This window comes from Pseudofrankia saprophytica, assembly GCF_000235425.2.
In the GTDB taxonomy this organism is placed as follows: domain Bacteria; phylum Actinomycetota; class Actinomycetes; order Frankiales; family Frankiaceae; genus Pseudofrankia; species Pseudofrankia saprophytica.
The window spans coordinates 687,265-712,032 of record NZ_KI912266.1 but is presented as its reverse complement, the minus strand read 5'-3'; the positions used below and the strand labels follow the sequence as shown (position 1 = coordinate 712,032).

22 protein-coding genes are annotated in these 24,768 nt (G+C 71.6%); 6 read left to right on the top strand and 16 right to left on the bottom strand.

Annotation, left to right across the window (positions count from 1 at the left end; all coding sequences use genetic code 11):
• Window positions 1–526: 526 nt before the first annotated feature.
• Complete coding sequence (locus FRCN3DRAFT_RS0203170) at window positions 527–1,033, top strand: universal stress protein (protein ID WP_051466115.1); 507 nt, start codon at window positions 527–529, stop codon at window positions 1,031–1,033.
• A gap of 189 nt (window positions 1,034–1,222) precedes the next feature.
• Window positions 1,223–3,718 (top strand): circularly permuted type 2 ATP-grasp protein, encoded by a 2,496-nt coding sequence (locus tag FRCN3DRAFT_RS58065; protein WP_007508882.1) that lies wholly within the window; start codon window positions 1,223–1,225, stop codon window positions 3,716–3,718.
• 14 nt (window positions 3,719–3,732) lie between these two features.
• Here the strand turns inward: FRCN3DRAFT_RS58065 and FRCN3DRAFT_RS0203160 are convergent, their stop codons facing one another.
• Together FRCN3DRAFT_RS0203160 and FRCN3DRAFT_RS0203155 are read right to left on the bottom strand one after the other, a co-directional pair.
• A complete protein-coding gene (locus tag FRCN3DRAFT_RS0203160) occupies window positions 3,733–4,242 on the bottom strand; it encodes a methyltransferase family protein (protein ID WP_027140198.1) in 510 nt (169 codons plus the stop codon).
• 87 nt (window positions 4,243–4,329) lie between these two features.
• Complete coding sequence (locus tag FRCN3DRAFT_RS0203155) at window positions 4,330–5,223, bottom strand: LLM class flavin-dependent oxidoreductase (RefSeq protein ID WP_007508885.1); 894 nt, start codon at window positions 5,221–5,223, stop codon at window positions 4,330–4,332.
• A 230-nt stretch (window positions 5,224–5,453) separates the two neighbouring features.
• On the opposite strand from FRCN3DRAFT_RS0203155, the gene FRCN3DRAFT_RS0203150 reads away from it, so the two are divergent.
• Window positions 5,454–6,116: a VOC family protein gene (locus FRCN3DRAFT_RS0203150; protein ID WP_007508887.1), complete on the top strand. Its 663-nt coding sequence runs from the start codon at window positions 5,454–5,456 to the stop codon at window positions 6,114–6,116.
• Here FRCN3DRAFT_RS0203150 and FRCN3DRAFT_RS0203145 read toward each other — a convergent pair.
• Window positions 6,071–6,724, bottom strand: coding sequence for a TetR/AcrR family transcriptional regulator (locus FRCN3DRAFT_RS0203145; RefSeq protein ID WP_007508889.1), 654 nt, complete (start codon window positions 6,722–6,724; stop codon window positions 6,071–6,073). The genes FRCN3DRAFT_RS0203150 and FRCN3DRAFT_RS0203145 overlap by 46 nt on opposite strands.
• A gap of 74 nt (window positions 6,725–6,798) precedes the next feature.
• Between FRCN3DRAFT_RS0203145 and FRCN3DRAFT_RS0203140 the strand changes: the two genes are divergently transcribed.
• Complete coding sequence (locus FRCN3DRAFT_RS0203140; RefSeq protein ID WP_007508891.1) at window positions 6,799–7,314, top strand: ester cyclase; 516 nt, start codon at window positions 6,799–6,801, stop codon at window positions 7,312–7,314.
• A gap of 118 nt (window positions 7,315–7,432) precedes the next feature.
• Complete coding sequence (locus tag FRCN3DRAFT_RS0203135) at window positions 7,433–9,007, top strand: alpha/beta hydrolase family protein (protein ID WP_106410361.1); 1,575 nt, start codon at window positions 7,433–7,435, stop codon at window positions 9,005–9,007.
• A gap of 188 nt (window positions 9,008–9,195) precedes the next feature.
• Here the strand turns inward: FRCN3DRAFT_RS0203135 and FRCN3DRAFT_RS42380 are convergent, their stop codons facing one another.
• On the bottom strand, window positions 9,196–10,077 hold the full coding sequence (locus FRCN3DRAFT_RS42380; protein ID WP_007508896.1) for a helix-turn-helix domain-containing protein: 882 nt from the start codon (window positions 10,075–10,077) through the stop codon (window positions 9,196–9,198).
• 188 nt (window positions 10,078–10,265) lie between these two features.
• On the opposite strand from FRCN3DRAFT_RS42380, the gene FRCN3DRAFT_RS0203125 reads away from it, so the two are divergent.
• On the top strand, window positions 10,266–10,922 hold the full coding sequence (locus FRCN3DRAFT_RS0203125) for an NADPH-dependent FMN reductase (RefSeq protein WP_007508898.1): 657 nt from the start codon (window positions 10,266–10,268) through the stop codon (window positions 10,920–10,922).
• 9 nt (window positions 10,923–10,931) lie between these two features.
• Here the strand turns inward: FRCN3DRAFT_RS0203125 and lysX are convergent, their stop codons facing one another.
• From lysX to FRCN3DRAFT_RS0203065, 12 genes are all read right to left on the bottom strand, one after another.
• Window positions 10,932–14,345, bottom strand: a complete 3,414-nt coding sequence (gene lysX, locus FRCN3DRAFT_RS0203120) for a bifunctional lysylphosphatidylglycerol synthetase/lysine--tRNA ligase LysX (RefSeq protein WP_007508899.1) — start codon at window positions 14,343–14,345, stop codon at window positions 10,932–10,934.
• A 118-nt stretch (window positions 14,346–14,463) separates the two neighbouring features.
• Window positions 14,464–15,300, bottom strand: coding sequence for an SAM-dependent methyltransferase (locus FRCN3DRAFT_RS0203115; protein ID WP_007508902.1), 837 nt, complete (start codon window positions 15,298–15,300; stop codon window positions 14,464–14,466).
• A 192-nt stretch (window positions 15,301–15,492) separates the two neighbouring features.
• Window positions 15,493–15,864 (bottom strand): hypothetical protein, encoded by a 372-nt coding sequence (locus FRCN3DRAFT_RS0203110; protein WP_007508903.1) that lies wholly within the window; start codon window positions 15,862–15,864, stop codon window positions 15,493–15,495.
• Between the two features lie 136 nt (window positions 15,865–16,000).
• Complete coding sequence (gene hypE / locus FRCN3DRAFT_RS0203105) at window positions 16,001–17,188, bottom strand: hydrogenase expression/formation protein HypE (RefSeq protein ID WP_007508905.1); 1,188 nt, start codon at window positions 17,186–17,188, stop codon at window positions 16,001–16,003.
• Window positions 17,185–18,294 carry a hydrogenase formation protein HypD gene (hypD, locus tag FRCN3DRAFT_RS0203100; RefSeq protein WP_007508906.1) on the bottom strand — a complete coding sequence of 370 codons (1,110 nt, stop codon included), beginning with the start codon at window positions 18,292–18,294 and terminating at the stop codon, window positions 17,185–17,187. The genes hypE and hypD overlap by 4 nt, the downstream gene beginning before the upstream one ends.
• A complete protein-coding gene (locus tag FRCN3DRAFT_RS0203095) occupies window positions 18,291–18,572 on the bottom strand; it encodes a HypC/HybG/HupF family hydrogenase formation chaperone (RefSeq protein WP_342435266.1) in 282 nt (93 codons plus the stop codon). Before FRCN3DRAFT_RS0203095 ends, hypD begins: the two co-directional genes overlap by 4 nt.
• Before the next feature lie 19 nt (window positions 18,573–18,591).
• Window positions 18,592–21,111 carry a carbamoyltransferase HypF gene (locus FRCN3DRAFT_RS0203090; protein WP_007508910.1) on the bottom strand — a complete coding sequence of 840 codons (2,520 nt, stop codon included), beginning with the start codon at window positions 21,109–21,111 and terminating at the stop codon, window positions 18,592–18,594.
• Window positions 21,108–21,221, bottom strand: a complete 114-nt coding sequence (locus FRCN3DRAFT_RS57560) for a DUF6893 family small protein (RefSeq protein WP_425343317.1) — start codon at window positions 21,219–21,221, stop codon at window positions 21,108–21,110. The genes FRCN3DRAFT_RS0203090 and FRCN3DRAFT_RS57560 overlap by 4 nt, the downstream gene beginning before the upstream one ends.
• A 209-nt stretch (window positions 21,222–21,430) precedes the next feature.
• Complete coding sequence (locus FRCN3DRAFT_RS0203080; RefSeq protein ID WP_007508913.1) at window positions 21,431–21,640, bottom strand: hypothetical protein; 210 nt, start codon at window positions 21,638–21,640, stop codon at window positions 21,431–21,433.
• A gap of 11 nt (window positions 21,641–21,651) precedes the next feature.
• Window positions 21,652–22,356, bottom strand: a complete 705-nt coding sequence (locus tag FRCN3DRAFT_RS42375) for a DUF5947 family protein (RefSeq protein WP_198535931.1) — start codon at window positions 22,354–22,356, stop codon at window positions 21,652–21,654.
• Complete coding sequence (locus FRCN3DRAFT_RS0203070; RefSeq protein WP_007516724.1) at window positions 22,353–22,910, bottom strand: NifU family protein; 558 nt, start codon at window positions 22,908–22,910, stop codon at window positions 22,353–22,355. Before FRCN3DRAFT_RS0203070 ends, FRCN3DRAFT_RS42375 begins: the two co-directional genes overlap by 4 nt.
• On the bottom strand, window positions 22,903–24,699 hold the full coding sequence (locus FRCN3DRAFT_RS0203065) for a nickel-dependent hydrogenase large subunit (protein ID WP_007516725.1): 1,797 nt from the start codon (window positions 24,697–24,699) through the stop codon (window positions 22,903–22,905). The genes FRCN3DRAFT_RS0203070 and FRCN3DRAFT_RS0203065 overlap by 8 nt, the downstream gene beginning before the upstream one ends.
• Window positions 24,700–24,768 lie beyond the last annotated feature (69 nt).

Sequence of the window (24,768 nt, the reverse complement as noted above, 5' to 3'; positions counted from 1 at the left end):
CGTATGATCATGTCTGTGGCTGGCGAGCCGAGCCGCCAGGCCGTCCCGCCCCATCCCGTTCCGTCCCGCTCAGCGCCGCGCGGCGGCGCGCAGCTTGCGCTGTTGATCGATGGCCTCGTCGCGCCGTCTTTGTAGTGCCGGGTGCATGACGCGTCGCGGGCGTCAGCTCGCGTTCTGCAGCCGTGAGGAGCGGGGCCAGGCCGTCCTGGACGACGTCGCCCTCCTCGACGCGAGACCAGAACGCGCGGGTGGTCCATGAACGGGCGGGCGGCGTCGACGAGGGCTCGGGCGTGGCCTTCGTCGTGGCCTGAGTTCGACGACGCGGACCTGTCTGCGCGGTAAGGCGTTTCTTCAGGCTGGTTATCATCCGGTTTCGTTGTGGTTACGCGATGGCTGTCGCATGCCGCGGTAATCGACGTTCACGGTTGTGTGAGCCGGTGAGACCGTGCTGGCCAGGATATTGGTCCCGGCCAGCGCGGGGCGAGGGGGCATGGTCGAAGACCCGAATCCGAGTGATGGTGATGTCATGCCAAACTATGACGAGAAGATAAGCGGAAACCAGCTTCTGAACCGTGCAACCGGCGAGACCAGCGAAGCGGACTCGACTATCGCCGCGCCCCGGGTGGTCGTCGGGATCGACGGGTCGTCGGCGTCCGTGTCGGCCCTGCGGTGGGCCGCCGCCGAGGCGAGGCGTCGCGGAGCGCGCCTGTCCGTCGTCGTCGCCTACCGTCACGACATCATGTTGCAGCCGCCGCGCGGCAGTGACGCGTGGCATGGCGCGAGGGACGTCCTCGACCGTGCCCTGCTCGCCGCCGGTGTGGACCCCGACCACGTCGAGGCGCATGTGATCGACGGATCGCCCGCCGCGAGTCTGGTTGCCGTGTCACACCGCGCGGACCTGCTCGTCATCGGTCATCAGGAGCACGGACCGCTGAGCCGGACCCTGCTCGGCGCGGTGAACACGGACCGCGACACCTTCTTCCGCTGCCCGGTCGTCGTCGTCCCGCCCGGGTGTGAGGAACAGGCCCGGTGAGCGGGCGCCACGAACGGGGTGAATGGTGGCTAGGCCGACGTGGAGGCAATGGATGATCAAACGCACGTTGGAGATTTCCTGTCAAGTGCGCTCTGGCCTGTCTGAGATGCCCGGTGTAGGTGACAGCTCGAGCCCAAAGAACTTCCCTGCCGTCATGACCCCGTAACAGGATAAACCTACGCTGATGTTATGGCGGATCTTTTTGAGAAATACTTTGCCGAGTTCGCGGATTCGGCCGCCTGGGACGAGGTTTTTGAAGACGTCGAGCGGCCGCGGCAGGGATATACGGCGCTGCACGACACCCTTCGGCTGCTCGGCGGGAGGGACCTGGCGGTGCGCAAAGCGGTTCTTGACCGGGCCTTCCGGAACGCCGGAATAACCTTTGATCTCGGGGGTCAGGAACGCCCGTGGCCGCTGGATCTCGTTCCCCGGCTGCTGGGCGCGGCCGAGTGGGACGTCATCGAACGCGGGGTGGCCCAGCGGGTCCGCGCTCTGGAGGCGTTCCTCGCGGATGTGTACGGAGCCGGCGGAGTGTTCGAGGACGGCGTCGTGCCGCGCCGGCTCGTGGCCAGCAGTCCCAACTACCACCGGGCCGCACACGGCATCCAGCCGCCGCGCGACGTCCGTGTGCATGTCGCCGGCATCGACCTGGTCCGTGACGAGGAAGGCCGGTTTCGGGTCCTCGAGGACAACGTCCGTGTGCCGTCCGGGGTGAGCTACGTGCTGGAGAACCGGCACGCGATGACGAAGGTGTTTCCGGAGGTGTTCGCCGCGCATCGGGTGCGGCCGGTCGCGGACTATGCCGTGTACCTGCTCGCCGCCCTGCGTGCCACCGCGCCGGTGGGTGTCGACGATCCCACCGTGGTGCTGCTGACCCCGGGTATCCACAATGCGGCCTACTTCGAGCACACCTTGCTCGCCCGGCAGATGGGTGTGGAACTGGTCGAGGGCCGCGACCTGGTGGTCCGTGACAACCAGGTTTTCATGCGGACCACCGTCGGCGAACGACCTGTGCACGTCATCTACCGCCGGGTCGACGATGACTGGCTGGACCCGCTGCATTTCCGCGCCGAATCGGTGGTCGGCTGCCCGGGCCTGCTGGGTGCTGCCCGGGCCGGCCGGGTCACCCTCGCCAACGCCGTCGGCAACGGCGTCGCCGACGACAAGCTCATCCACACCTACATCCCGGACCTCATTCGTTACTACCTCGGCCAGACGCCGGTCCTCGAGAACGTCGACAGCTACCGGCTTGAGAACCCGGATCATCGGGCGTACGTCCTGGACCACCTGGACTCGCTCGTGCTCAAGCCCGTCGACGGCTCCGGTGGGAAGGGCATCGTCATCGGTCCCCAGGCCGACGACACGGAGCTCGACCTGCTGCGTCGGCGGATCGAGCACAACCCCCGCGGCTGGATCGCGCAGCGCGTGGTGCAGTTGTCCGTCTCGCCGACCCTCGTCGACGGCAGGTTGGCACCCCGCCACGTCGACCTGCGACCATTCGCCGTCCACGACGGTGACACGGTCCGGGTGCTACCGGGCGGGCTGACCCGGGTCGCCCTGCCTCGCGGCGGCCTGATCGTGAACTCCAGCCAGGGTGGCGGCTCCAAGGACACCTGGGTACTTGCCGACGAGCGTTCGCCCCGCGCATCCGTCACAGCACACAGCATTCCTTCGCCCCGCGTGCCATGGCGAAACGAGTCAGGCCGCCCGGCGCAACCGGCCGATCGCGACGGGCACGGCATGCTCAGCCGCGTCGCCGAGTCCCTGTTCTGGATGGGCCGGTACACCGAGCGGGCCGAACTCACCGCCCGCATCCTCGACGTCCATCTGCAGCGGGTCATGGAAGACCCATGGCTCGACGAATCGGCCGCGTGCCGGGCCTTGCTCACCCACCTGGGGATGGCCGCGCCCACGGTGGAGCTGGACTCGCACCGGCTGATGGAGACGCTGGGCTACGACCGCGAGAACCGCTCCAGCGTCGCCGGCGCCCTGACCGCGGCCCGCGAGAACGCCCGCGGCGCCCGCGACGTGATCTCCAGCGAGGTCTGGGAGTGCCTCAACGCCACCTGGCTCGACCTGCCGAAACAGCGGGAGGAAGCTGGCGCCGCCGGCCCGCACCTGTTCTGCCGCCACGTCCGCCAGCGCACCGCCATGCTCACCGGCCTGATCGACGCCACCGTCTCCCGTGACGACGGGCGACGATTCCTCGAACTGGGCTGGAACCTGGAACGTGCCGCCATGACCACCCGGCTGCTGTCCTTCTGTCTGGGCGACCCCGCCGTCCACAGCTCATGGGTCGCCCTGCTGCGCTCCTGCGGAGCACACGAAGCCTTCCTGAAGACCTACCGGCATGCCGCCGACGGCCCGATCGTGGCGGAGTTCCTGCTCCTCGACCGGCTCTTTCCCCGCTCGGTCTACTCCTCACTGCGCGCCGCCGAGCGGCTGCTCGCGGAACTGGACACGGCAGGCGGACCATCCCGCTCCGGCCTCGACGACCCGGCCCGCCGCGCCATCGGCCGCGCCCGCACCGACCTGGAGTTCCAGCGCATCGAGGACATCGCCGACGGCCTGCCGGACCTGCTGGCCCGGCTCCAGCAGACCTGTTCCACCGTCAGCGGCCACATCGGCGGGCGCTACTTCACCCAGCCCGGGCCGTTCACCTGGGCAGCCGGAACCTCCGTGTGAGCGGATGCGTCCGCTCAGGCCGGCGGGGTCCACGGGCGCGGGCGAGGGGTCCAGGCGGGGACGTGCGCGCGGTAGGTCTCGTACGCGGCGCCGAAGCGGGCGCGCAGCGTCGGCTCCTCGTAGAAGTGGACGAAGGCGGCGACGGCGGCCATGAACAGGGCCGCGTAGCCCAGCAGGACCGGCTGGCCGAGCAGCAGTGCCTGACCGATGATCGTCGCCGCGACGGCACAGTACATGGGGTTGCGTACGTATCGGTACAGTCCGCCGACGACCAGCCTCGCCGTCGGCGCGACCGGCGCCGGGGTCCCGCGTCCCTCGGTCGCGAACCGGGCGAACGCCTGGACGACCACCACCGCCCCGCAGACGAGGAGCGCCCCACCCAGCACCCGAACCGGCAGGAGCCAGGGCTGATCCGCCGCGAGGAACCGCCATCTCGTCAGCGCCCAGGGGATCACGCCGGCCATGACGCCGGGCGCCGCCAGGAAGAACGCCGCGCTGCCGGCGGCGGCAGTCGATCGATGCACGGCTGCAAGTGTCCGCCCGCCACCCAGGCTGTCAAGACAGAGTCTTTCGGTTGGCTTCTGGTCGCCGAGAGACGTGCTTGCCTGCACCTACCGGGGTCCGACCAGCAGGCGGCGTAGCCCTGCGGCGAGCCCGTCGAGGCGGGCGAGCTGGTCGCGCACCTCGGCGGGCGTGATCCCGGGGACGTGCAGGCGGACGTTGACGGCGTCGCAGCCCGCGGCGATCACGTCGGCCGCCAGCCGTTCGGCCAGGGCGCCCGGGTCGTCGTCGCAGATCAGGGCGTCGTCCGACCAGTGTGAGACCGCCGTCGGCGCCGCGTAACCGCGGTAGACCTGTACCTGCCTGTCCTGGCGGCTGGTCGGCGGCGTACCGAGCCAGATCCGGCGGACGAGGACGCGGGCCCGCTTGCCGCCTGCCTCCCGGTAGGCGTCGGCGAGCTGGCGGCAGCGCCCAAGGGCGGACATCGAGTCGAAGAGCAGGCCGACGTCGGCGGCCGCGGCGCGGCGCACGGCCGCCGGGCTCATGGCCGCGCTGACGAGCGGTATCGGGGCGTCGGCGCAGGCCGCGACGGCCGGATCGTTGGCCAGCCGCCCCGGGTCGCGACCGGACAAGGCGCCCGCCACGTCCGCGAGCCCGGCGGCGAAGCGCCGCGTCAGCCCGTCCTTGGTGGTCTCGAGGATGTCGAAGTCGTCCCGCAGCGATCCGGCGGCGACGCCCAGGCCAACGCGGCCCGGAAACCGGGCCGCCAGCCACGCCGTCTCCTCGATGACCAGTGCCGTCGGTCGCAGCGGGAGCAGCAACGGGCAGGCGGCCGCCCAGCCCGCGGTCATGGCTTCCAGGGCCCAGCCGGCCAGCTGCAACGGGTTGGGGAGGTAACCGGGGAATCCGCCGTGGTGCTCGCTGGTCATGACGCCGTCGAAACCGGCCTCGGTGGCCAGCGCGGCCTGTACCCGCAGCTCGGCCACCGTCTGCTGGGCGCTCATCGGTGGCTCCACGGCATGCGGATAAAGCCGTAACGAAACCGAACCGGCCGACAGCGGCCCGAGCGGCGTCTCGACAGCACCCACGGCCGACCGCACCTCCACTCGCCCCGGCGACCTGCCGCGACCGCCCCACGCTGCGTGGTCACCGTAATCCCCGCTGGCTGGAACGGGGGCGGATCGGTCAGGAATGGAGAAGCGTTGGGTGGTGGGCCGCACCTAGCGTGATCGGCATGGCTTCCATCGAATCCGTCACCCTTGAGGTGGCCGACCCCGCCGCCGCCAGCAGCTTCTACAGCGCCGCCTTCGACCTGGGCGACCAGATCGGCCTTCGGGCCTCGGACGAGCCGACGACCGGCTTCCGTGGGTTCACGTTGTCACTCACGGTGTCCCAGCCGGCCGACGTCGACAGCCTTGTCGGCACGGCCCTCGACGCCGGTGCCTTGCCACTGAAGCCGGTGGCGAAGTCGTTCTGGGGCTATGGCGGTGTCGTCCAGGCCCCGGACGGGACGATCTGGAAGATCGCGACCTCGGCGAAGAAGGACAGCGGCCCGGCCAGCCGGGAGATCGACCAGATCGTGCTCCTGCTGGGAGTCGCCGACGTGGTGGCGAGCAAGCGGTTCTACGCGGACCGCGGCCTCGCCGTCGGGAAGAGCTTCGCCCGCATGTACGTCGAGTTCGACACTCCGTCCAGTCCCGTCAGGCTGGCGCTCTACCGGCGCCGCGCGCTCGCCAAGGACGCCGGGGTCTCTCCCGACGGGACCGGATCGCACCGGCTCGTGATCGGTGGCGACGCCGCGCCCTTCACCGACCCGGACGGGTTCGCGTGGGAGGCCTCGCCGGCAGCCGATCAGGTCAGGCCGGCGACCAGGGTGTCGGCGAGCCAGCGTTCGTAGTCGTCGTGGGACCAGCCGCGTTCCACGACGAGGAGGCGGTACAGGTCGGGTGAGATGAGTGCCCAGACCGTGTCGCGGGCGTGGCCGAGGTCGAGGCCGGGGCGCAGGCCGCCGGTCTCGGCGAGGTGGCTGACGATGCCGGTGGCGCCCGCCAGGCGCTCCTGGTCGGTGGTGGCGGTCAGCGCCTCGAGATCGGGGTCGCCACCGCTGCGCGCCCCCGCCAGCAGCGCCCCCGTCAGTGGCCCGATCCGCTCGGACAGCGACCGGGCGATGGCGGCGTAGCGGCGCAGTTTCGACGCCGGATCCGGGTCGGCGCGCAGCGCCTTGAGCTCTGGCCGGTCCACCAGGGGAACCGGTTCGTCGTCGCCGACCACCGCGACGTCGTAGACGGCCTTGACCAGGGCCGCCTTGGTGCCGAACGCCTTGTAGACGGTCTCGACGGAGACGCCGGCGGCGCGGGCGATGTCGGTCATCGTGGTGGCGCGGTAGCCCTGGGCCAGCAGCAGGTCGTGGGTCGCGGCGACGATCTGCCGGCGGTTGCGCCGCGCCTGTTCGGCCCGGCCCCGGTTGTCGTATCCGCGACGGCCCTTGGCGTGATCCTCCATCATTCCTTACTGTCCTCATTTAACGAATACAGGGAGCATGTATTCAACTTCGACACTAGACCATCACGAGGTGACCCATGCAAGGCACAATCTCGCTCACGGCGCTGGCGCGACGCAGCATCGAGATCATGGCGACCGGTGACTTCGACGACTTCGTCGAGGTCGTGCACCCGCTGGCCGCCAACCGGGAGGCGGAGCAGGAACCCCCGGCCTGCCGCGGCCAGGGGCCGGAGGCCTTCTTCGCCACCGCCCAGTGGTTGCGATCCGCCTACGCCGATCTGCACTGGGAGGTGCATGACACGGTGGAACAGGGCGACGTCGTGGCGCTGCACTGCACGATGAGCGGCCGGCACGTCGACCCGTTCGCCACCTACGACGCCGAGGGGCGTGTCGAGCGGGCCTTCCCGCCGACCGGGCGGCGTTTCGCCACCACGCAGACGCACTGGTTCCGCGTCGCCGAGGGGAAGGTCATCGAGCACTGGGCCAACCGCGACGACCTGGGCACCGCCACCCAGCTGGGCTGGGTCCCGCCGACGCCGGCCTACCTGATCCGCTCGGCCCTGGCCACCCGCCGGGCCCGCCGGGCCGGGTAGACGATCTACCGGTAGCACGAGTGAGACGGCACTGTTAGCCTCAGCAGGTTCTTTTATCTGTTTCAACCAGGTGAACCTGGCACGTATCGCCTGGCTCTGGCCGTCTGAGGTGCGGATGATGGCACGTCCCAACCGGCTTCCTCCTCGACGTCCAGTGTGGCTGGCGGCTGCCGCGGTCCTCACCTCGCTGGCGCTCGCCGCCTGCGGCGGCTCCGGTGATGCGAAGCCGGAGGCTGCGCGGGCCGCCGGCGCCGCGCCGGCCGTCGCGGGCACGGGCCCGGCGGTGGCCGCCAGAACGGTGAAGGTGGCGTCGTTCGACGACACCCAGATCGTGACGCACTTCTTCCCGGCCACCGGCCTGCGGGCCGGTGGCCGCGCTCCCACCGTGCTGGACGGCCCCGGCTGGGGTCAGCCCGGTGAGACCGACCCGGCGACGGGCAGCATCGCGCCGCTGGTGGCCGCCGGCTACAACGTCGTGACGTGGGATCCGCGCGGATTCGGCGGGTCCGGCGGCGCCGCGCACACCGACTACGCGCCGTTCGAGGGCCGCGATGTGGCGGCGCTGGTCGCCTGGCTCGCCCGGCAGCCGGAGACGCAGCTGGACGCGGCTGGCGACCCTCGGGTCGGCATGGTCGGAGGCAGCTACGGCGGGGCGATCCAGTTCATCGCCGCGGCGTCCGACCCGCGCATCGACGCGATCGTCCCGGCCATCGCGTGGAACACCCTGACCGAGAGCCTCTATCCCGACGGGGCGAACAAGGCCGGCTGGGGCGGCCTGCTGTGCCGGATCGGCCAGAGCGGCAAGAACCGCCTCGACACGCATGTGACCGACGCCTGCCGGGCGGCCACCACCTACGCCCAGCCGTCGGCGGAGATCGTGGACTGGTATGCCGACCACGGCCCGGCGTCGTTGCTCGGGAAGATCCGGGTGCCGACGCTGATCATCCAGGGCACCGTGGACACACTCTTCCCGCTCGCCGAGGGCGTCGAGAACTACCAGGCACTGCGTGGCCGGGTGCCGCTGAAGATGGTCTGGTTCTGCGGCGGCCACGGCACGTGCCTGACGAATCCCGGGCCGGCCGACCACATCGAGCAGCTCACGATCAGCTGGCTCGACCGGTACCTCCGGCAGCGCCAGGGCACGGTGACCGGGCCGGGATTCGAGTACGTCGACGACACCGGTACCTGGTACGGCGCCGACTCGTACCCGCTCGCCGCCGCAGGCTCGCTCGCCGCCACCGGCCAGGGCACCCTCGCCCTCGACCCGAGCGCGACGTCCGGGTCGGCGACCGCCGCCGCGCCGGCCGCCGCCGGCACGTCCGTCGAGGTCGCGGTCCCGCCGCCGTCGGCCGTGGGCGCGATCGTCGGCGCGCCCAAGCTCACGGTCGCCTACCACGGCACCGCCCAACCGGCCGGCGCGGTCGTGTACGCCCAGCTCGTGGACGCCGACCGGCACGTCGTCGTCGACAACCAGGCGGTCCCGGTCCAGCTCCGCCTCGACGGGCAGCAGCACAGCGTCGACGTCGACCTCGCGACGGTCGCCTGGCACGTGACGCCCGGCAGCCACCTGGTGCTGCAGGTGGTCGCCGGATCGGCCCTGTTCGCGCCGCAGACCGCCCGGGCCAGCGTCTCGCTCTCGCTATCCCTGACCGTCCCGCTGTCAAAGACCGGCACTCCCGTTCCAGCCTCCTGACCGCCTCCCGGGGATCCCGGACGTCCTGTCAGACATCCGGGGCGCGAAACGGTGCTGGTCGTGGCTCTGGTGTCTGACGGGATTCCCCATGACGTCGGACAGGATGAGCGCGCGGCAGTACCCGCGCGGGGCGACCGTCGCCGGGCACGGCGCCAGGGCGAAAGCGCGGACCGTCCGGTCCGATCGCCTCAGCTGGCGGCCGCGCCACCGTCGACGAGGCGGAGGCGGGTGGGAGCGGTGGTGACGGTGGGTGTCTCGGGCAGCCCGTCGAAGACGGCGGTGGTGTGCGCGTCGGCGGCCAGCCAGACGATCAGCCGCTGGTCGAGCAGGTCGCCGAGCAGCATCACCTCGTACTCGATGGTGAGCACGCCCACGCCCGGGTGGGCCAGCTGCTTGGTCCCGTGGCGTTTCTCGGCGACCTCGTGGCTGGACCACCGCGCGCGGAACTCCGGATGGGCGGACAGCTCGGTGACGAGGGCGGCCAGTCGCGGGTCGTGATCCCAGCGCGTCACCGCGGCGCGAAGCTGCCGGACCTGCTCGGCGGCGGCCGCCGACCAGTCCGGGTACGCGGCCCGGGCCGCCGGGTGCCCGAACACGTACCGGGCGAGGTTGGGACGCGGGCCGTCGAGCATGCCGAGCGGCGCCACGAGCGACGCCCAGGCCGTGTTCCAGCCGAGCAGGTCGCCGTACGGGCTCAGCACCACCGCGGGCGACGGCGCGAGCCGTCGAAGCACCAGCTCGACCGACGGCGTGATCCGGTCGGCGGGAACGCCCACCCCGGCGCAGGGCACGGATCGACCGTCGCGCAGCGCGAGCAGGACGAGATGCTGCCGTTCGTCGGGGGTCAGCCGCAGCGCGGACGCGAGGGCGGTCAGCACCGATGCGGACGGGCTCACATGGCGGCCCTGCTCCAGCCGGCTCAGGTAGTCGATGCTGATGCCCGCAAGGGTGGCGAGCTCCTCGCGCCGCAGGCCAGGCGTGCGCCGCCGGCCGTGCGTGGGCAGCCCCACCTCCGCCGGTAGGACTCGTTCGCGGTGAGCCCGGATGAACTTGGCGAGCTCGGAAGCCATGAGACGAGCCTGGCACATCGGGATCGCGTCAGCCTGGCCCTCGCGTTACCACCGTCCGCTCCCCGGGGTCAGCAGGGTGTTCATCGGCGTCGTGGCCGCGCCGATGGTGATGACGAGTCAGACCCGTTCCGTTCCGTCCAGGCCTCGGCGGCAGCCACGGCCTCGGTGGCAGTCGAAAGGACCTCGTCATGCCCAGGCTGCAGATCATCGTCGGTAGCACCCGTCCCACCCGCGCCGCGGACCTGGTGGTGCCCTGGGTGGTCTCGGAAGCGGACGCCTGCGGGCGGTTCGACCAGGTAGAGGTCCTGGACCTCCGTGACTGGCCGCTGCCGATCTTCGCTGAGCATTTCGGCACCATCGGTGACTTCGCCGACCCGACCTACTCCGCGCCGGTCGTGAAGGCGTGGAACGACAAGATCAAGGAAGGTGACGCCTACCTGGTGATCACGACCGAGTACAACCACAGCATTCCCGGCGTGCTCAAGAACGCCCTGGACAGCGTGTGGGTGTCCTTCGGTTTCCGTAACAAGCCGGTGGCGTCGGTCGGCTACAGCGCGGGAATCTCCGGGGCCATCCGGGCGATCGAGCATCTCGCGCAGATCTTCGTCGAGGCCGAGGCCGTACCGCTGCGCAACTCGGTCGTGCTGCCGGCGGTGAGTACCGCCTTCGGCGACGACGGCCGGCCAGTGGATCCGATGGCGCGGGTCAGCCTGGATCTCCTGCTGGAAGATCTCGAATGGTGGGCGGACGTCCTGCGGTCGGCGCGGGCGCAGGGCGAGCCGGCTCCGAGCCACCTGCGAGTCCAGACGGGACTCGCGGCGCTGACCGAGCCCGCCAGCCGCTGACCAGGCCGACTACGCGGGCCGGACGAACGGGAACGCCAGCGTCTGGCGGATGGAGGCCCCGGTCAGCATCATGACCAGCCGGTCGACCCCGATTCCCAGGCCACCAGTCGGCGGCATCGCGTACTCGAGGGCGGAGAGGAACGCCTCGTCGAGCTGCATCGCCTCCGGGTCCGCGGCGGCGAGCAGCGACTGTTCGGTGAGCCGGGCCCGCTGGTCGACCGGGTCGACGAGCTCGGAGTAGGCCGTGCCGATCTCGGCGCCGAAGGCGACCAGGTCCCAGCGTTCGGCCAGCCGGGGATCTCGGCGGTGGGCCCGGGTCAGCGGGGAGGTCTCGGTCGGGAAGTCGAGGTAGAAGGTCGGGTCGGTGGTCGCGGGCTCGACGAGCTCGTCGTAGAGCGCCGCGACGAGCGCGCCGGCGGTCGCGTCGAAGGGCGGGGTGATGCCCTGCTTGCGGCACAGCGCGGCGAGCTCGTCCCGGGGCGTGTCGACGGTGACAGGATGACCGGCGGCGGCGGAGACGGCGTCGTGCACGGTGACCGATCGCCACGGCCCCGACAGGTCGACGTCGACGGTCCGGCCGTCCGGCCCGGGTCGGCGCGCGATCGGCACGCCGTAGACGGCGGTGGCGACGGCGATGACCAGGTCGCGGGTGAGGTCGCGCATCGCCAGGTAGTCGCTGTAGGCCTCGTACGCCTCGACCGAGGTGAACTCGGGATTGTGCGTGGCGTCGGCGCCCTCGTTGCGGAAGTTCCTGTTCAACTCGAAGACCCGCCGCATCCCGCCGACGCACAGCCGCTTCAGGTACAGCTCCGGCGCGATCCGCAGGTAGAGCGTGGAGTCATAGGCGTTGATGTGGGTGACGAACGGCCGGGCGTTCGCGCCGCCGTGGATCGCCTGCAGCATCGGCGTCTCGACCTCGGTGAACCGCCTGTCGGCGAAGAAGCGGCGGATCTCGCCGACGGCCCGGGAGCGGTCGGTGAGCATCCGCCGGGCGGCGGGGTTGACGATCAGGTCGACGTGGCGCTGCCGGGCCCTGGCGTCGGGGTCGGTGAACCCGGCCCGGGCGTCTGGCAGCGGCCGCAGGCATTTCGCCGCCATCCGCCACTCGTCCACCAGCACCGACAGCTCGCCGCGGCGTGACGTCACCACCTCGCCGGTCACGCTCAGGTGGTCGCCGAGATCGACGGCCGCGCGGAACAGCCGATGCGCGGCCGGATCGAGCCGGGCGCGGTCGACCATCGCCTGGATCGACGCGTCACCGTCCCGCAGGACGGCGAAGATCAGGCCGCCGTGGTTGCGCAGCGCGCGGACCCGTCCCGTCACCGACACCCGGCAGCCGGTCCGCGTGCCGGGCGTCAGGGCGCCGAACCGGTCGACGAGATCGGCGAGATCGCTGTCGCGCGGGACGGCCACCGGGTAGGGGTCCATGCCCGCGGCCCGCAGCAGGTCGAGCTTGGCGCACCGCACCCGCTGCTGCTCGCCCAGCTGGCGCCGGGGCGTGACGAGCTGGACCGCCGAGCGCCGCTGCGCCGCGACCGCCTCGGTGAAGGGCATCTCCCGCCCGTCGTACTCGACGACCGCGTTCGGTTCACGTTCCCGGGGACCGGCCAGCGCCGGCAGGAATCCCTCGGCCATCCCGGCGACGAGCGCGACCCTCGTCAGGGTGAGCGCGGAGTCGTAGCACAGGTAGCGGGGCGTCCACCGCGGCAGATAGCGGGCGTTCGAGCGGTACAGGCCCTCGATCTGCCAGAACCGGGAGGCGAACGTGAGCAGCCGGGCGCCCAGCCGTGCGCCGGGCCGGGCGCCGACCCGTTCGGCCGCGCTGAAGACCTCCCGGAACGCCGCGAAGTTCAGCGAGATCGCCCGCACGCCGAGCTCGTCGCGCGCCGCCTGGACGAGGGCGGCGACCATCGCCTCGACCAGCCCGTTCTCCGCCCCCCGGTCGCGGCGCATCAGGTCGAGCGACAGGCCGTGCGAGCCCCACGGAACCAGCGAGAGCACACCGCGCAGCCGGCCGGCCTCGTCGCGGGCGAGCACGGCGACGCACGCCTCGTCCGCCGGGTCGCCGAGCCGCCCGAGCGCCATCGAGAACCCGCGCTCGGTGTCGTCGCCGCGCCAGTCCTCGGCCCGGCGCTCGATCTCGGCGAGCTCGCCCGCGGACAGGGTCCCGTGCCGGGCGACGGTGAAGGTGTAGCCGGCTCGGCGGACCCGGCGGACCGCCCGCCGGACCGGCTCCATCGTCGCGCCCTCCAGGCTGAACTCGGCGACTTCGATGATCGCCTCGTCCCCGACCGGCAGCGCCTTGAGCCCGGCCGTGACGTAGGCTCGGGCGCCTTCCTCGCTGGCCGCCAGCACCGCGGGGAACCAGCCGAACCGGCGGGTCTCGGCGAGCCACGCCTCGATCGCGCCCGCCCACGCCGAGCGCGGTCCGATCGGGTCGGCGCTGGCCAGGCTGACGGCGGCGAGCAGCCGGTAGGTGACGGCGCCGTCGCCGCGGGGCGAGAAGATCACGGACTTGTCGTGGCGGGTGGCGAAATAGCCGAGCGAGTCCCGCTGCCCGGCGCGCAGCAGCAGCCCGCGCACCGCCAGCTCGTCGGCCGCCGTGAGATAGCCCTTGGCCCGGGCGGACCGCAGGAAGACCACGGCCGCGGTGATGAGGGAGACGGCGGAGATCAGGCCGGCCAACGCGGCGACCCAGTGGTGGCCCTGCTGCCCTCGCCAGCCCACCTCCGACGAGTTCGGCTCGACGCCGAGCGCCGCCCGCGCTCCCCACACGATCCTGCGGGTCGAGCCGGTCAGGTGGCCAGGGAACAGCAGCGTGAGCGTCACCGCCAACGCCACCGACGCCGTCAGCCCGGTCACCAGCACTCCGAGCGCCCGCCACCGCGCGCCGGGCTCCAGCCGGGAGGAGAACGCCGGCCGGCTCAACCACAGCAGTGCTACGGCCGCCGCCGTCAACGTCGCGTTGACCACCAGGTAGACCGTGCCCAGCGCCGTCAGGTCCCGGACGCCGCGCGCGCCGGTCAGGCTGGCGACCAGCACCACGATCAGATAGCCGGCCGCGACGGCCTGGAACGCCAGCAACAGCCAGAGCGCGGCCCGCATCCGCCGGCGGGCCGCGCCCGCGACGATGAACAGCAGGGCTGTCGAGAACAGGCTCGGGCTCACCGGAAGGTTGACCAGCCCGAACAGGTCGTCGACGCGGCGCGCCCAGTGGGCCCGCCGCAGGGCCAGGCTGACCAGCGACCAGCACGCCGCCGCGAGCAGGACCCGGGCCACCACCGACGCCACAGCGTCCCGCCAGCCGTCGAGCAGCGCGCCCCGGGAGGGCGCACCCCGGGAGGGCGCCGCACCCGCCGGGCCGTCCGTCGGCGTGGGGGCGAATTGTGTCACCGTGGCGACACGCAGGGTAGCCTTCGTCACGGGACGAGTCTCCTACGCGCGCCGCCCGGTGCCACGTCGCAACCTGCCCGAAAGGCTGGCCGGGAGGATATGTCCGGCGGGCCGCCGCCCTTTCAGAGCGCTTTCGGCGCGCTGGCGGTCATGGCTTCCGGGCTACGCCGCCGTACCCCACGACGCCCGCCGGGGCCGGATCCCGCGAGTCCGTGCCGTCGGGCCGCCAGAGATGCATGGGGACCAGGCCCGGTTCGACGAGCTCAAGACCGTCGAAGAACCGTTCTATCTCCGCGCGCGGACGCGGCCAGGATGAGATCCCGCGCTTCTCGTAGACGTCCGCGCCTCGCTGCACACTCTCCGGGTCGAAGTCGAGGGAGCCATGAGTGAGCGCCAGGAAGCTTCCGGAGGGCAGGGCGTCCAGGTAGCGACGGACGAGACCGTGCGGGTCGCTGGTGTCGGCGATGAAGTGCAGAACCCCGAAGATGGTCAGGGCGACGGGCTGGGAAAGGTCGATCGTCGCGCGAAAGTCGATGGAACCCAGGACCTTCGCCGGATCGCGCAGATCGGCGTCGATGTAGCCCGTCCTGCCCTCAGGGCTGCTGGTCAGCAACGCGCGGGCGTGGACCAGGACGATGGGGTCGTTGTCCACATAGACGACGCGCGCGTCCGGTGCGACGCCCTGGGCGACCTCGTGCAGGTTCGGCGAGGTGGGAATACCGGTTCCGATATCGAGGAACTGGCGGATGCCGGCCTCGACCGCCAGAAACCGGGTGGCTCGATGCAGGAAGGCCCGGTTGGCCAACGCGGAGGGGCGTGTGAGCGGTGAAACCGCCAACGTCCTCTCGGCCGCCTCCCGGTCGGCGGGGAAGTTGTCCTTGCCGCCGAGCAGGTAGTCATAGATCCGGGCCGTGTGTGGCACGTCCACGCGAAGGTCCGCGGCGCGCGCCTCGTCGACCTGTTTCTCCGACCGCGCGTCGCTCACGAGCCTGTTGCCCCTTGTCTCACCAAAACCTGGTGTCCAACCAACCTGCTGCCCCGCCGAAATCTGGTGCCCTGCCGAAATCTTGCGCCACAAAATGAGCAGATCGTGCCCCGATGGGCTGATCGTCCCTGGTCTGGCGAGACTATCGCGGTTCGCCGGACCAGGTTCGCGGCGGGTTGCCGCGCGCAACGGTCACGGGTGCGTCGCGACCGCGGGAAGCGGCAGTGCGTCGCCTCGGTCCAGGAAGCGGACCCGCCCGGTCAGGTCACGGGTGCGTACCTCGTTCTCGAAGTCCGCCAGCGGGGAACGGAACACGCCGTAGTCGTCGTAGTGGATAGGTACCGTCGTGTGCGGCTCGATCAGCTCCATCAGGTCGGCGCGTTGGCCGCGCTGCAGGTAGTTGGGATCGGTAAGCACCGTGAACCCGGCCTGATGGATGATCGTCGTGGCCGTCCCCACGAAGTAGATCAGGTTGTCGGTCGCGCCAGTCCCGGCCAGCCTGATCCGCTTGTAGCTCATGCGTTGGTCGTCGGAGAAGTCCGTCACGTCTTGGGGCGTGCCCATGGGGCCGAGACCATACGCATACACAGCGTTACAGGTGGCGGGTTTCGGTCGTGCCCACCAGACGCGGGCGACCGGACGCCGGGGCGGGGTCGGCCGCGTCCGGACGCCGGGATCCCGCGGCCCGGCGCCCGGGCCGTCAGCAGATGCGGGGGAGCTGCTCGCCGACCGGGAGATCGACGACGCGCGTCGCCCCGAACGCCGTCTTGGCGACCACCATCGCCGGGTGCTCCTCGACGACCGTTCCGATCATCGCCGCGCCGCGGCCATGTGGATGGCGACGCATGGCCGCCAGCACCCGGTCCGCGTCGTCGCCCGCGACGAACGCGACGAGTTTGCCCTCGTTCGCCACATACAGCGGGTCGAGGCCGAGGATGCCGCAGGCATCCGCGACCGCGGCCGGAACCGGGACGGACCGCTCCACGATGTCGATGCCCACGCCGGCCGCGCGGGCGATCTCGTTCAGCGAGGCCGCCAGACCGCCCCGGGTGGGATCACGCAGAGCATGCACGCCGGCGGGCCGACCCGGTGAGCCCGGGGCGCCCGATGAGCCCTGGTCGAGCATGGCCGCGACCAGGCCGTGCAAGGGCGCGGTGTCGCTCTCCAGGGTCGTGCCGAACTTCAGGCCCTCCCGACAGCTCAGCACGGCGATGCCGTGCACGCCGAGATCGCCGCTGACCAGGACCGCGTCACCGGGGCGGACCCGGGCGGGGCGGATGTCGACTCCGTCAGGGATCACCCCGATCCCCGCGGTGTTCACGAAGACGCCGTGGCCGTGGCCGGCGTCGACGACCTTGGTGTCGCCCGTGGCCAGCCGCACCCCGGCCCGGCGGGCGGCCTCACCCATGGCTGTCGCGATCCGCGCCAGATCGGCCAGCGGCGTCCCCTCCTCGAGGATGAACGCCGTCGACAGGCACAACGGCCTGGCCCCGGACATGGCCAGGTCGTTGACCGTGCCGTTCACGGCCAACTCGCCGATCGACCCGCCGGGGAAGAACAGCGGGCTCACCACGTAGGAGTCCGTGGAGAAGGCGAGCCGAGCCGACCCGACGGCGAGCACGGCGCAGTCGTCCAGCTCGGTCGCCCCCGCCTCCCCGAAGGCGGGCAGGAACAGATGCTCGACCAGCTCGGCGGACATCGCGCCGCCCCCGCCGTGTCCCATCACGATGGTGGGTGAGTCCCGCAACGGCGCCGGGCAGCTCCAGGCCGCTGGATCCACCGTCTCGGTGGTCATCGTGGCCCCGGTGGTCATCGCCGTCTCGGTGGTCACCGCGGTGTTGCCGGCCACCGCGGGCCTGGCGTTCGTCGCGGTCTCGGCGGCGGTCACCGGGCACCCGCCCGGGCCGGTTCCAGCCGCCGGTACAGGTAGTAGGCCGCGCAGGCGCCCTCGGAGGAGACCATCGTCGCTCCCAACGGGTGGCGCGGGGTGCACTCGGCGCCGAACGCGGCGCATTCGTGCGGCTTGATGAGGCCCTGCAGCACCTCGCCCGACCTGCACGCGGTGGACTCGTCGGCGCGCAGGTCGCCGACGTCGAAGCGGAGCTCGGCGTCGAACTCCTGGTACGCGGGGGAGAGCCGCCAGCCGGAACGCGGGATGGTGCCGATCCCGCGCCAGGCCCGGTCGGTCACCTCGAACACGGCGCGCAGCATCGCGCGCGCGGCGGGATTGCCCTCGGTCAGCACGGCGCGGGGGTAGGCGTTGTCGACGGCGTGCCGCCCCGCCTCCAGTTGGATCACCGCTCGGCGGACGCCCTCGAGGATGTCGAGCGGCTCGAAGCCGGTGACCACGATCGGTACCCGGTACCGCTCGGCCAGCGGCGGGTACTCGTCGGTGCCCATCACGCTGCACACATGTCCGGCGGCGAGGAAGGCCTGGACCCGGCACGCGGGCGACTCCATGATCGCCGCGATCGCCGGCGGTACCAGGACGTGGGAGACCAGCAGCGAGAAGTTGCGTAGGCCCAGCTGTTGGGCCTGATAGACGGCCATGGCGTTGGCCGGCGCCGTGGTCTCGAAACCGATGCCGAAGAACACGACCTGCCGGTTGGGGTTGTCGACCGCCAGCGTGACGGCGTCCAGCGGCGAGTAGACCACCCGGATGTCGCCACCCGCGCTCTTCACCTGGAACAGGTCCGACCGGCTGCCGGGGACGCGCAGCATGTCGCCGAAGGAGCAGAAGATGACCTCGGGTCGGGAGGCGATCTCCAGGGCCTTGTCGATGATTTCCAGTGGCGTGACGCAGACCGGGCAGCCGGGACCGTGGATCAGCTCGATGCTCTTGGGAAGCAACTGGTCGATGCCATGGCGAATGATGGAATGCGTCTGCCCGCCACAGACCTCCATGAGCGCCCACGGCCGGGTGGTCACCGCATGGATCTCCGTCAGCAGGCGCTCGGCCAGCTCGGGGTCCCGGAACTCCTCCAGATACCTCACGGCGCTACCGCCTCCTCATCCGCGAGCTCCTCATTCGCGAGCTCCTTGTTCGCGAACTCCTCGTCGAGCAGGCCGAACCGCCGGAACTCGGCGAGCGTCTCCAGCGCACGCCGCTCGTCCAGCCGCTGGATGGCGAAGCCGACATGCACGATCACGTAGTCGTCGACGGCGACCTCGGGGAGATACACCAGGCAGACGTCCTTGCGGACCCCGCCGAAGTCGACCTCGGCCATCGGCGTCCCGTGCCGCTCAAACGTCCGGACAACCCTGCCCGGCACCGCCAGACACACCCCGCCCTCACCCCATCCTGTCCACCGCGGCCGGTCCTGCCGGCCGCTTGTCGGAATCCAGCCGGTCGCCGGCGGCCGCCACGACGAGCTGGCCGAGCGACAGGCCACCGTCATCGGGCGGCACCCGCCGGCCGCTCACCACGTCGAAGCCCGCAGCCAGCAGCGCTCGCCGGGCACCGGCGAGCAACAGCGCGTTCAGGAACACGCCGCCGGCCAGCACCACCGTCTCCAGCCCCAGCTCGCGCCGCGCCCGCTCGGCCAGCGACAGGACCAGCGCGACGAGCGCCTCGTGGAACCCCGCGCCGGCCGTGGCGGCGTCGACGCCCCGGCGCCGGTCGGCCACCAGCGCCCGCACCACCGGCGCCGAATCGACGACCAGCGGGCCGCCGCCGCTGGTCGGCTCCCGCAGCTCGAAGCGGTAACGGCACCCGTCCGGCTGGCCGCCGCGGGACAGTGCCTCCAGCCCGATCGCGGCCTGCGCGTCGAAGTCCACGGTCTGGCGCACGCCGAGCAGCGCGCTGACCGCGTCGAACAGCCTGCCCACACTCGACGTGGGAACGGTGCCGAACCCGCCGCGCAGCTGCCGGGCGAGCACCTCGCGCTCCTCGGCCGACGCCGCCGCCACCGGTGGAAGGTCGAGGTCCCAGACGATCCCGGCGGCGGTCAGATGCGCCAGCGCCATCCGGTAGGGACGCCGGACGCTCGCGTCGCCGCCGGCCAGGGGGACGTACCCAAGATGGGCGAACCGTTGGAACCCCCGGTAGTCGGCGACCAGCACCTCACCGCCCCAGATCGCGCCGTCGGTGCCGTATCCCGTTCCGTCGAAGGCGAAGCCGATGACCGGGCTGGCGCCGTCGAGGCCCCGTTCGGCCATCGCCGCCGCGATGTGCGCGTGGTGATGCTGCACGAACCGGACGGGCCGGCCGCGGGATCTCTCCGTCGCCCAGGCGCGTGAGCGGTATCGGGGATGCGCGTCGGCGGCCAGCCGCTCCGGCCGCACCCCGGTCAGGTGCTCCAGGTGCGTCACCGCCCTACCGAACGCGGTCAGGGTCGCGAGGTCGTCCATGTCGCCGATGTGGCCGGACAGCCACGCCGAACGGCCGGAGCCGAGGCAGCAGGCGTTCTTCATGTCGCCCCCGACCGCCAGCGTCGGCGGGACGGCGAAGGGCAGCCGGACCGGCAACGGCGCGTACCCCCGGGACCGGCGGACCATCACCTCGATCCCGTCGACGACCCGCACCACCGAGTCGTCGCACGGGATGTGGATGGGACGGTCGTGGCACAGCCAGCCATCCACCAGGTGCGCCAGCCGCCGCGTGGCGTCGTCGTCATCGGCGGCGATCGGCTCCCCGGCGAGGTTGCCCGAGGTCATCACCAGCACGGCGATGTCGGGAAGGCCGGCACCGGCATTGACACCGGTGCCGGCGCCGGGGCGGCCACCGGTGCCGGCGCCAGCTCCGATAGGGGCGGGGTGGCCGAACAGGAGGTGGTGCACGGGGGCGTAGGGCAGCATGAGCCCCAGGTCAGGGTTGCCCGGCGCGACCTCGTCCGCCGGCCGGGGGTGCGCGTCGGCTCGGCGCCGGGCCAACACGATCGGCCTGGCTGGGCTGGTCAGCAGGCGGGTCTCGGCGTCGTCGAGCTCGACCAGCGCCCGCGCGGTCGCGAGGTCGGCGACCATCACGGCGAAGGGCTTGCCGCCGCGCCGCTTGCGGCGGCGCAGCGTCGCGACCGCCGCCTCGTCGGTGGCGAGGCACGCCAGGTGGTATCCGCCGACGCCCTTCACCGCGAGCACGCCCCCGGCGAGGAGCAGCCGCCGGGCCTCGGCGAGCGCGTCCTCGTCCCCGCGCACGCGGCGCCCATCCTGGTCGCGGAACTCCAGCCGGGGCCCGCAGGCCGGGCAGGCGATCGGCTGGGCGTGGAAACGCCGGTCCGCCGGGTCGGCGTACTCGCGGGCGCAGTCGGCGCACATGGGGAATCCGGCCATCGTCGTCACCGGCCGGTCGTAGGGCAGATCGGTGATGATGGTGAATCTCGGGCCGCAGTGGGTGCAGGTGATGAACGGGTGCCGGTAGCGCCGGTCCGCGGGGTCAGCCAGCTCGCGCAGGCACGCGTCGCAGGTCGCCGTGTCGGCGGGCGCCTGGGCACGGCCGGCGGCGGCCGGCTCGGATGACTCGGACGGGGCGATGGTGAAGCCCAGCTCACCGCGCGGCGCGAGCGTGGCGACCGTCAGCTGTTCGATCTCCGCAAGTGGTGGCGGATCCTCCCGCAGCCGGCGCCCGAACTCCTCGACGGCCGCGGGCGAGCCCTCGACCTCCACCTCGACGCCGGCGACGTCGTTGCGCACCGAACCGGCCAAGCCGAGGCCGGTCGCCGTGGCATGGACGAACGGGCGAAAGCCGACGCCCTGCACGACGCCGCGCACGATGAACCGCCGGCGCACCAGCGCGTCGGCCGGCGCGGCAGGTCCGGGCACCGCGGTGGCCGGTGGCCGGTCCAGTGCGGCCGGGTCGGCGGGTGACGACGTCACATCTGCCGCACCTTCAGGTACCGGCGCAACGCCGGCAACTCGTCCCAGGCGATCCTGCCGGTGACGCCCGCAGCCGCCGCGAGCGCGACCATCATCAGGGATTTCCGCACGGCGTTCTCCTCCCTACTGGTTCCCCTACTGCTTCGATCCGCTCCGATGCCTGTCCCGTTACCTGGTGCCATTCCCCGGCACGCCCGCCCATCAAGATCGCCAGATCTGTATCCGGATCCGAACTCCGAGCCCCCGCCTGTTCGGATCCGGATACAGTCCCGCTGATCAAGATCGCGACGTGTCGGCCGGCCCGGCCGGCGCTGGCTGGTCAGGGGGGCGGGATGTTCGGCATCTCCGGCAGCACCGGGTTGTGGCGCTCCGGCACGATGCCGGTCGAGCGGCGCGCGTCGGCCTTCCCATCGGGATGGTGTCCAGCCTCGCGCTCGTAGGCGCCCTTGGCGTTGCCCTGGGGGACACCCGGCGTGTGCGCCGAGGCATCGATGGCCACGTCAGGCCTGCCGACTCGGATCTTGGCCATGACCACTCCTTTCAGGTGCCCGTCCTGGCGGATGCGTTCGCCGCGTCCGCGTGGATGGATGTGCCGTGCGGGGCCAGCGCGGTGAAGAACTCGCTAATTGCGGGCCATACTGTGCTGCCTCCGGAAAATCCCGTCCATTCTTTTCGTACGACGGCGACAAGCCGGTAGCAGAGGTCGATCGGGACTATCCAGTGCTCGTTCGCACCCTTGGCGGTATTGACCAGCACCGCCTCTACCAGCGGCCTCAGAGTGCCCAGCGCGTCGCACTGCTCCCGTGCCTGGTCCCAGACGGCCTTATCGATTTCTCCTTGAGTGACACCGATCGGGCTCGGATAGTGCGCGATTACCCGTCCGTCGGCCTGAACGACGAAGAAGGCCAACCCGACCGGTATCCCCAGCGCGCCGGAGACGAAGCCGGGCAGGGCCAGCCGCCGGCGGGGGACGAGGACGTAATGGCCGCGCCCCGCCGCGTCGCGTTCGAACAGCAGTGCGCACGCCTGGCACACGCACAGCAGACCGGCCTCCCGCTCGTCGAGCAGGTGCCGGTGGGGCTCCGGCACCGGGGCCGCGCACAGCCCGCAACGCTCCGCCGCCGCGGCCGCCGCGGCCGCCGCGCCGCGCGCGCCAGCCCGCCCGGCCCGGCGAGCCGTGCGGTGCAGGGCGCCACCGGCCGTTCCCGGGTCGAGTGCCACCCCTGGGCCGGCGTCGGCGATCACCGGGGCGACCCGAGCGTGGCCGGCCCGCGCAGCAGCGAGTCGACGGGGACGAGCGTCTGCTTCGCGGCGACGTCGACGCGTACCTCGGACAGTTCCGGCGCCACCGCCTGGATCGCCTCGCGGACGGCGTCGGTGACCGCGGCCGTGGTCGCCGCCGCGCCGCAACCGCTCTCGCCGCGGACCGCCACCGTCACCACGCCGTCGTCGATCCCGAGCAGCTCGACCTCGGCGCCGACCGTGGCGAGCTCCGGGCGCAGCGCCTCCAGCGCGCGCCTGGCCCGCCGCTCGGCCGGGTCGGGATGGACGCCGTGCAGGACCAGCAGATGGGCGAGCAGCTCGTCGCCCGTCAGCGCGTCGCGCACGTCGGGAGCCCGTGCGGCGTAGGCGGTCGCCCGGGCCAGCGCCTCGCCGTACACCTCGAGCAGCGTGGCCACCGCGTCCAGCGCGACCTCGGTCGTCGGCCCCGGCGTCCGCTCGACCTGCTCCAGCAGCCCGTCGAGCAGGGTGAGCCGCTCGCGCACGGCCTCGTCGTCGAGCCGTGGGGGGTCAGCCATTCTGGGCGCCCAGCATCGGCGAGTGCCGGTGGGTGATGGTGCGGCCGTTGCCGACGTACATGTGCACGCCGCAGGGCAGGCACGGGTCGAAGCTGCGGACCGCCCGCATGATGTCGACGCCCTTGAAGTCGTCCGGGCCGTTCTCCTCGAAGATCGGCATGTCCTGGACGGCGTCCTCGTACGGCCCCGGCGTGCCGAAGCTGTCGCGCGGGCTGCCGTTCCACGGGGTCGGCGGATACGGGTGGTAGTTGGCGATCTTCCCGTCCTGGATCACCATGTGGTGGGACAGGACGCCGCGGACGGCCTCGTGGAAGCCGCAGCCGATGGCCTCGTCGGGCACCTCGAAGTCGGTGAACGTGCGGGTGTCACCGCCGCGGAGACGCTCCATCGCCCGCTCCAGGAAGTAGAGCGACATCGCCGCCGAGTACGCGACGAAGTAGACCCGCGCCCGGTTCCGCTCGATCGCGTTCGACCACGGCGGGATCTTCCATTCCAGCGTGGTCGCCGGCAGCCGCTCGCTCTTCGGAAGCGAGATCCGGACGCTTCGCCCGGTGGAGGTGACGTACGGCGTGTCCACCAGGCCCGCGAGCGCGGTGGTGTAGAGCCGGGCGTACGGGCCGCCGCCGGTGTCGAGCGCGAGATGGTCGCCGGACCGCTTGTCGAACCAACGCGGGCTCATCACCCAGCTGTACTTCCCGTCGAAGTCCCGCTTCTGCGGCTCGGGCAGCGTGGTCTGGTTCCAGGGGTGGCGCATGTCCACCGGATTGCCGAGCGGGTCCCGGGTGACGAAAGGCTCCTCGTTTACCCAGTCGCCGTAGAAGGAGCTGCCGAGCAGGATCCGGATGCCCAGGTTGATGTCGACGAGGTTCGTGGTGATCAGCTCGCCGTCGACCACGATGCCGGGGGTGACGTACATCGCCTTGCCCCACTCGTTCATGGTCTCGTACCGGTAGTCGCAGACCGCCGGGTCCTGCCAGGCGCCCCAGCAGCCGAGCAGGATCCGGCGCCGGCCGACCTCCTCGTAGCCGGGCAGCGCCTCGTAGAAGAAGTCGAAGACGTCGTCGTTCATCGCCACGGACTTCTTGACGAAGTCCAGGATGGACACCAGCCGGCTCATGTAGTCGGTGAACAGCGCCGGCTCGGGCATGGTCCCCACGCCGCCCGGATAGATCGTCGACGGGTGGACGTGCCTGCCCTCCATCAGGCAGAACATCTCGCGGGTGACCCGGGAGACCTGGAGCGCCTCCTTGTAGAGCTCGCCCTCGAACGGGTTGAACGAGCGCATGATGTCGGCGATCGTGCGGTAGCCGTGGATCGCCGCGCCCGGTGCCTGCGTGTTCTCGGCACGGGCCAGCACGCTGGGGTTCGTCTGGGCGACCATCGCCGCGGAGTAGTCCACGAACACCAGGTTGTCCTGGAAGATCGTGTGATCGAACATGTACTCGGCCGCTTCGCCCAGGTTGACGATCCACTCCGCCATCGGCGGCGGCTTCAGGCCATAGGCCATGTTCTGCGCGTACACCGAACAGGTGGTGTGGTTGTCACCGCAGATGCCGCAGATACGGCTGGTGATGAAGCCGGCGTCCCGAGGGTCCTTGCCCTTCATGAACATGGAGTAGCCGCGGAAAAGCGACGACGTGCTGTGGCACTCGGCCACCCGCCGGTTCGCGAAGTCAATCTTGGTGTAGATGCCGAGGTTCCCGATGATGCGCGTGATGGGGTCCCAGGACATCTCCACGAGCTGGGAGGAGGGTTCAACCGCCGTGCGCTGCGTCGTTCTCGCCGCCATGTCGGGCCTTTCCAGCTGGAAGGTGATGTGCCTACCCGAGACAGTTCCGTCCCTGACTGTCCGCCCGCC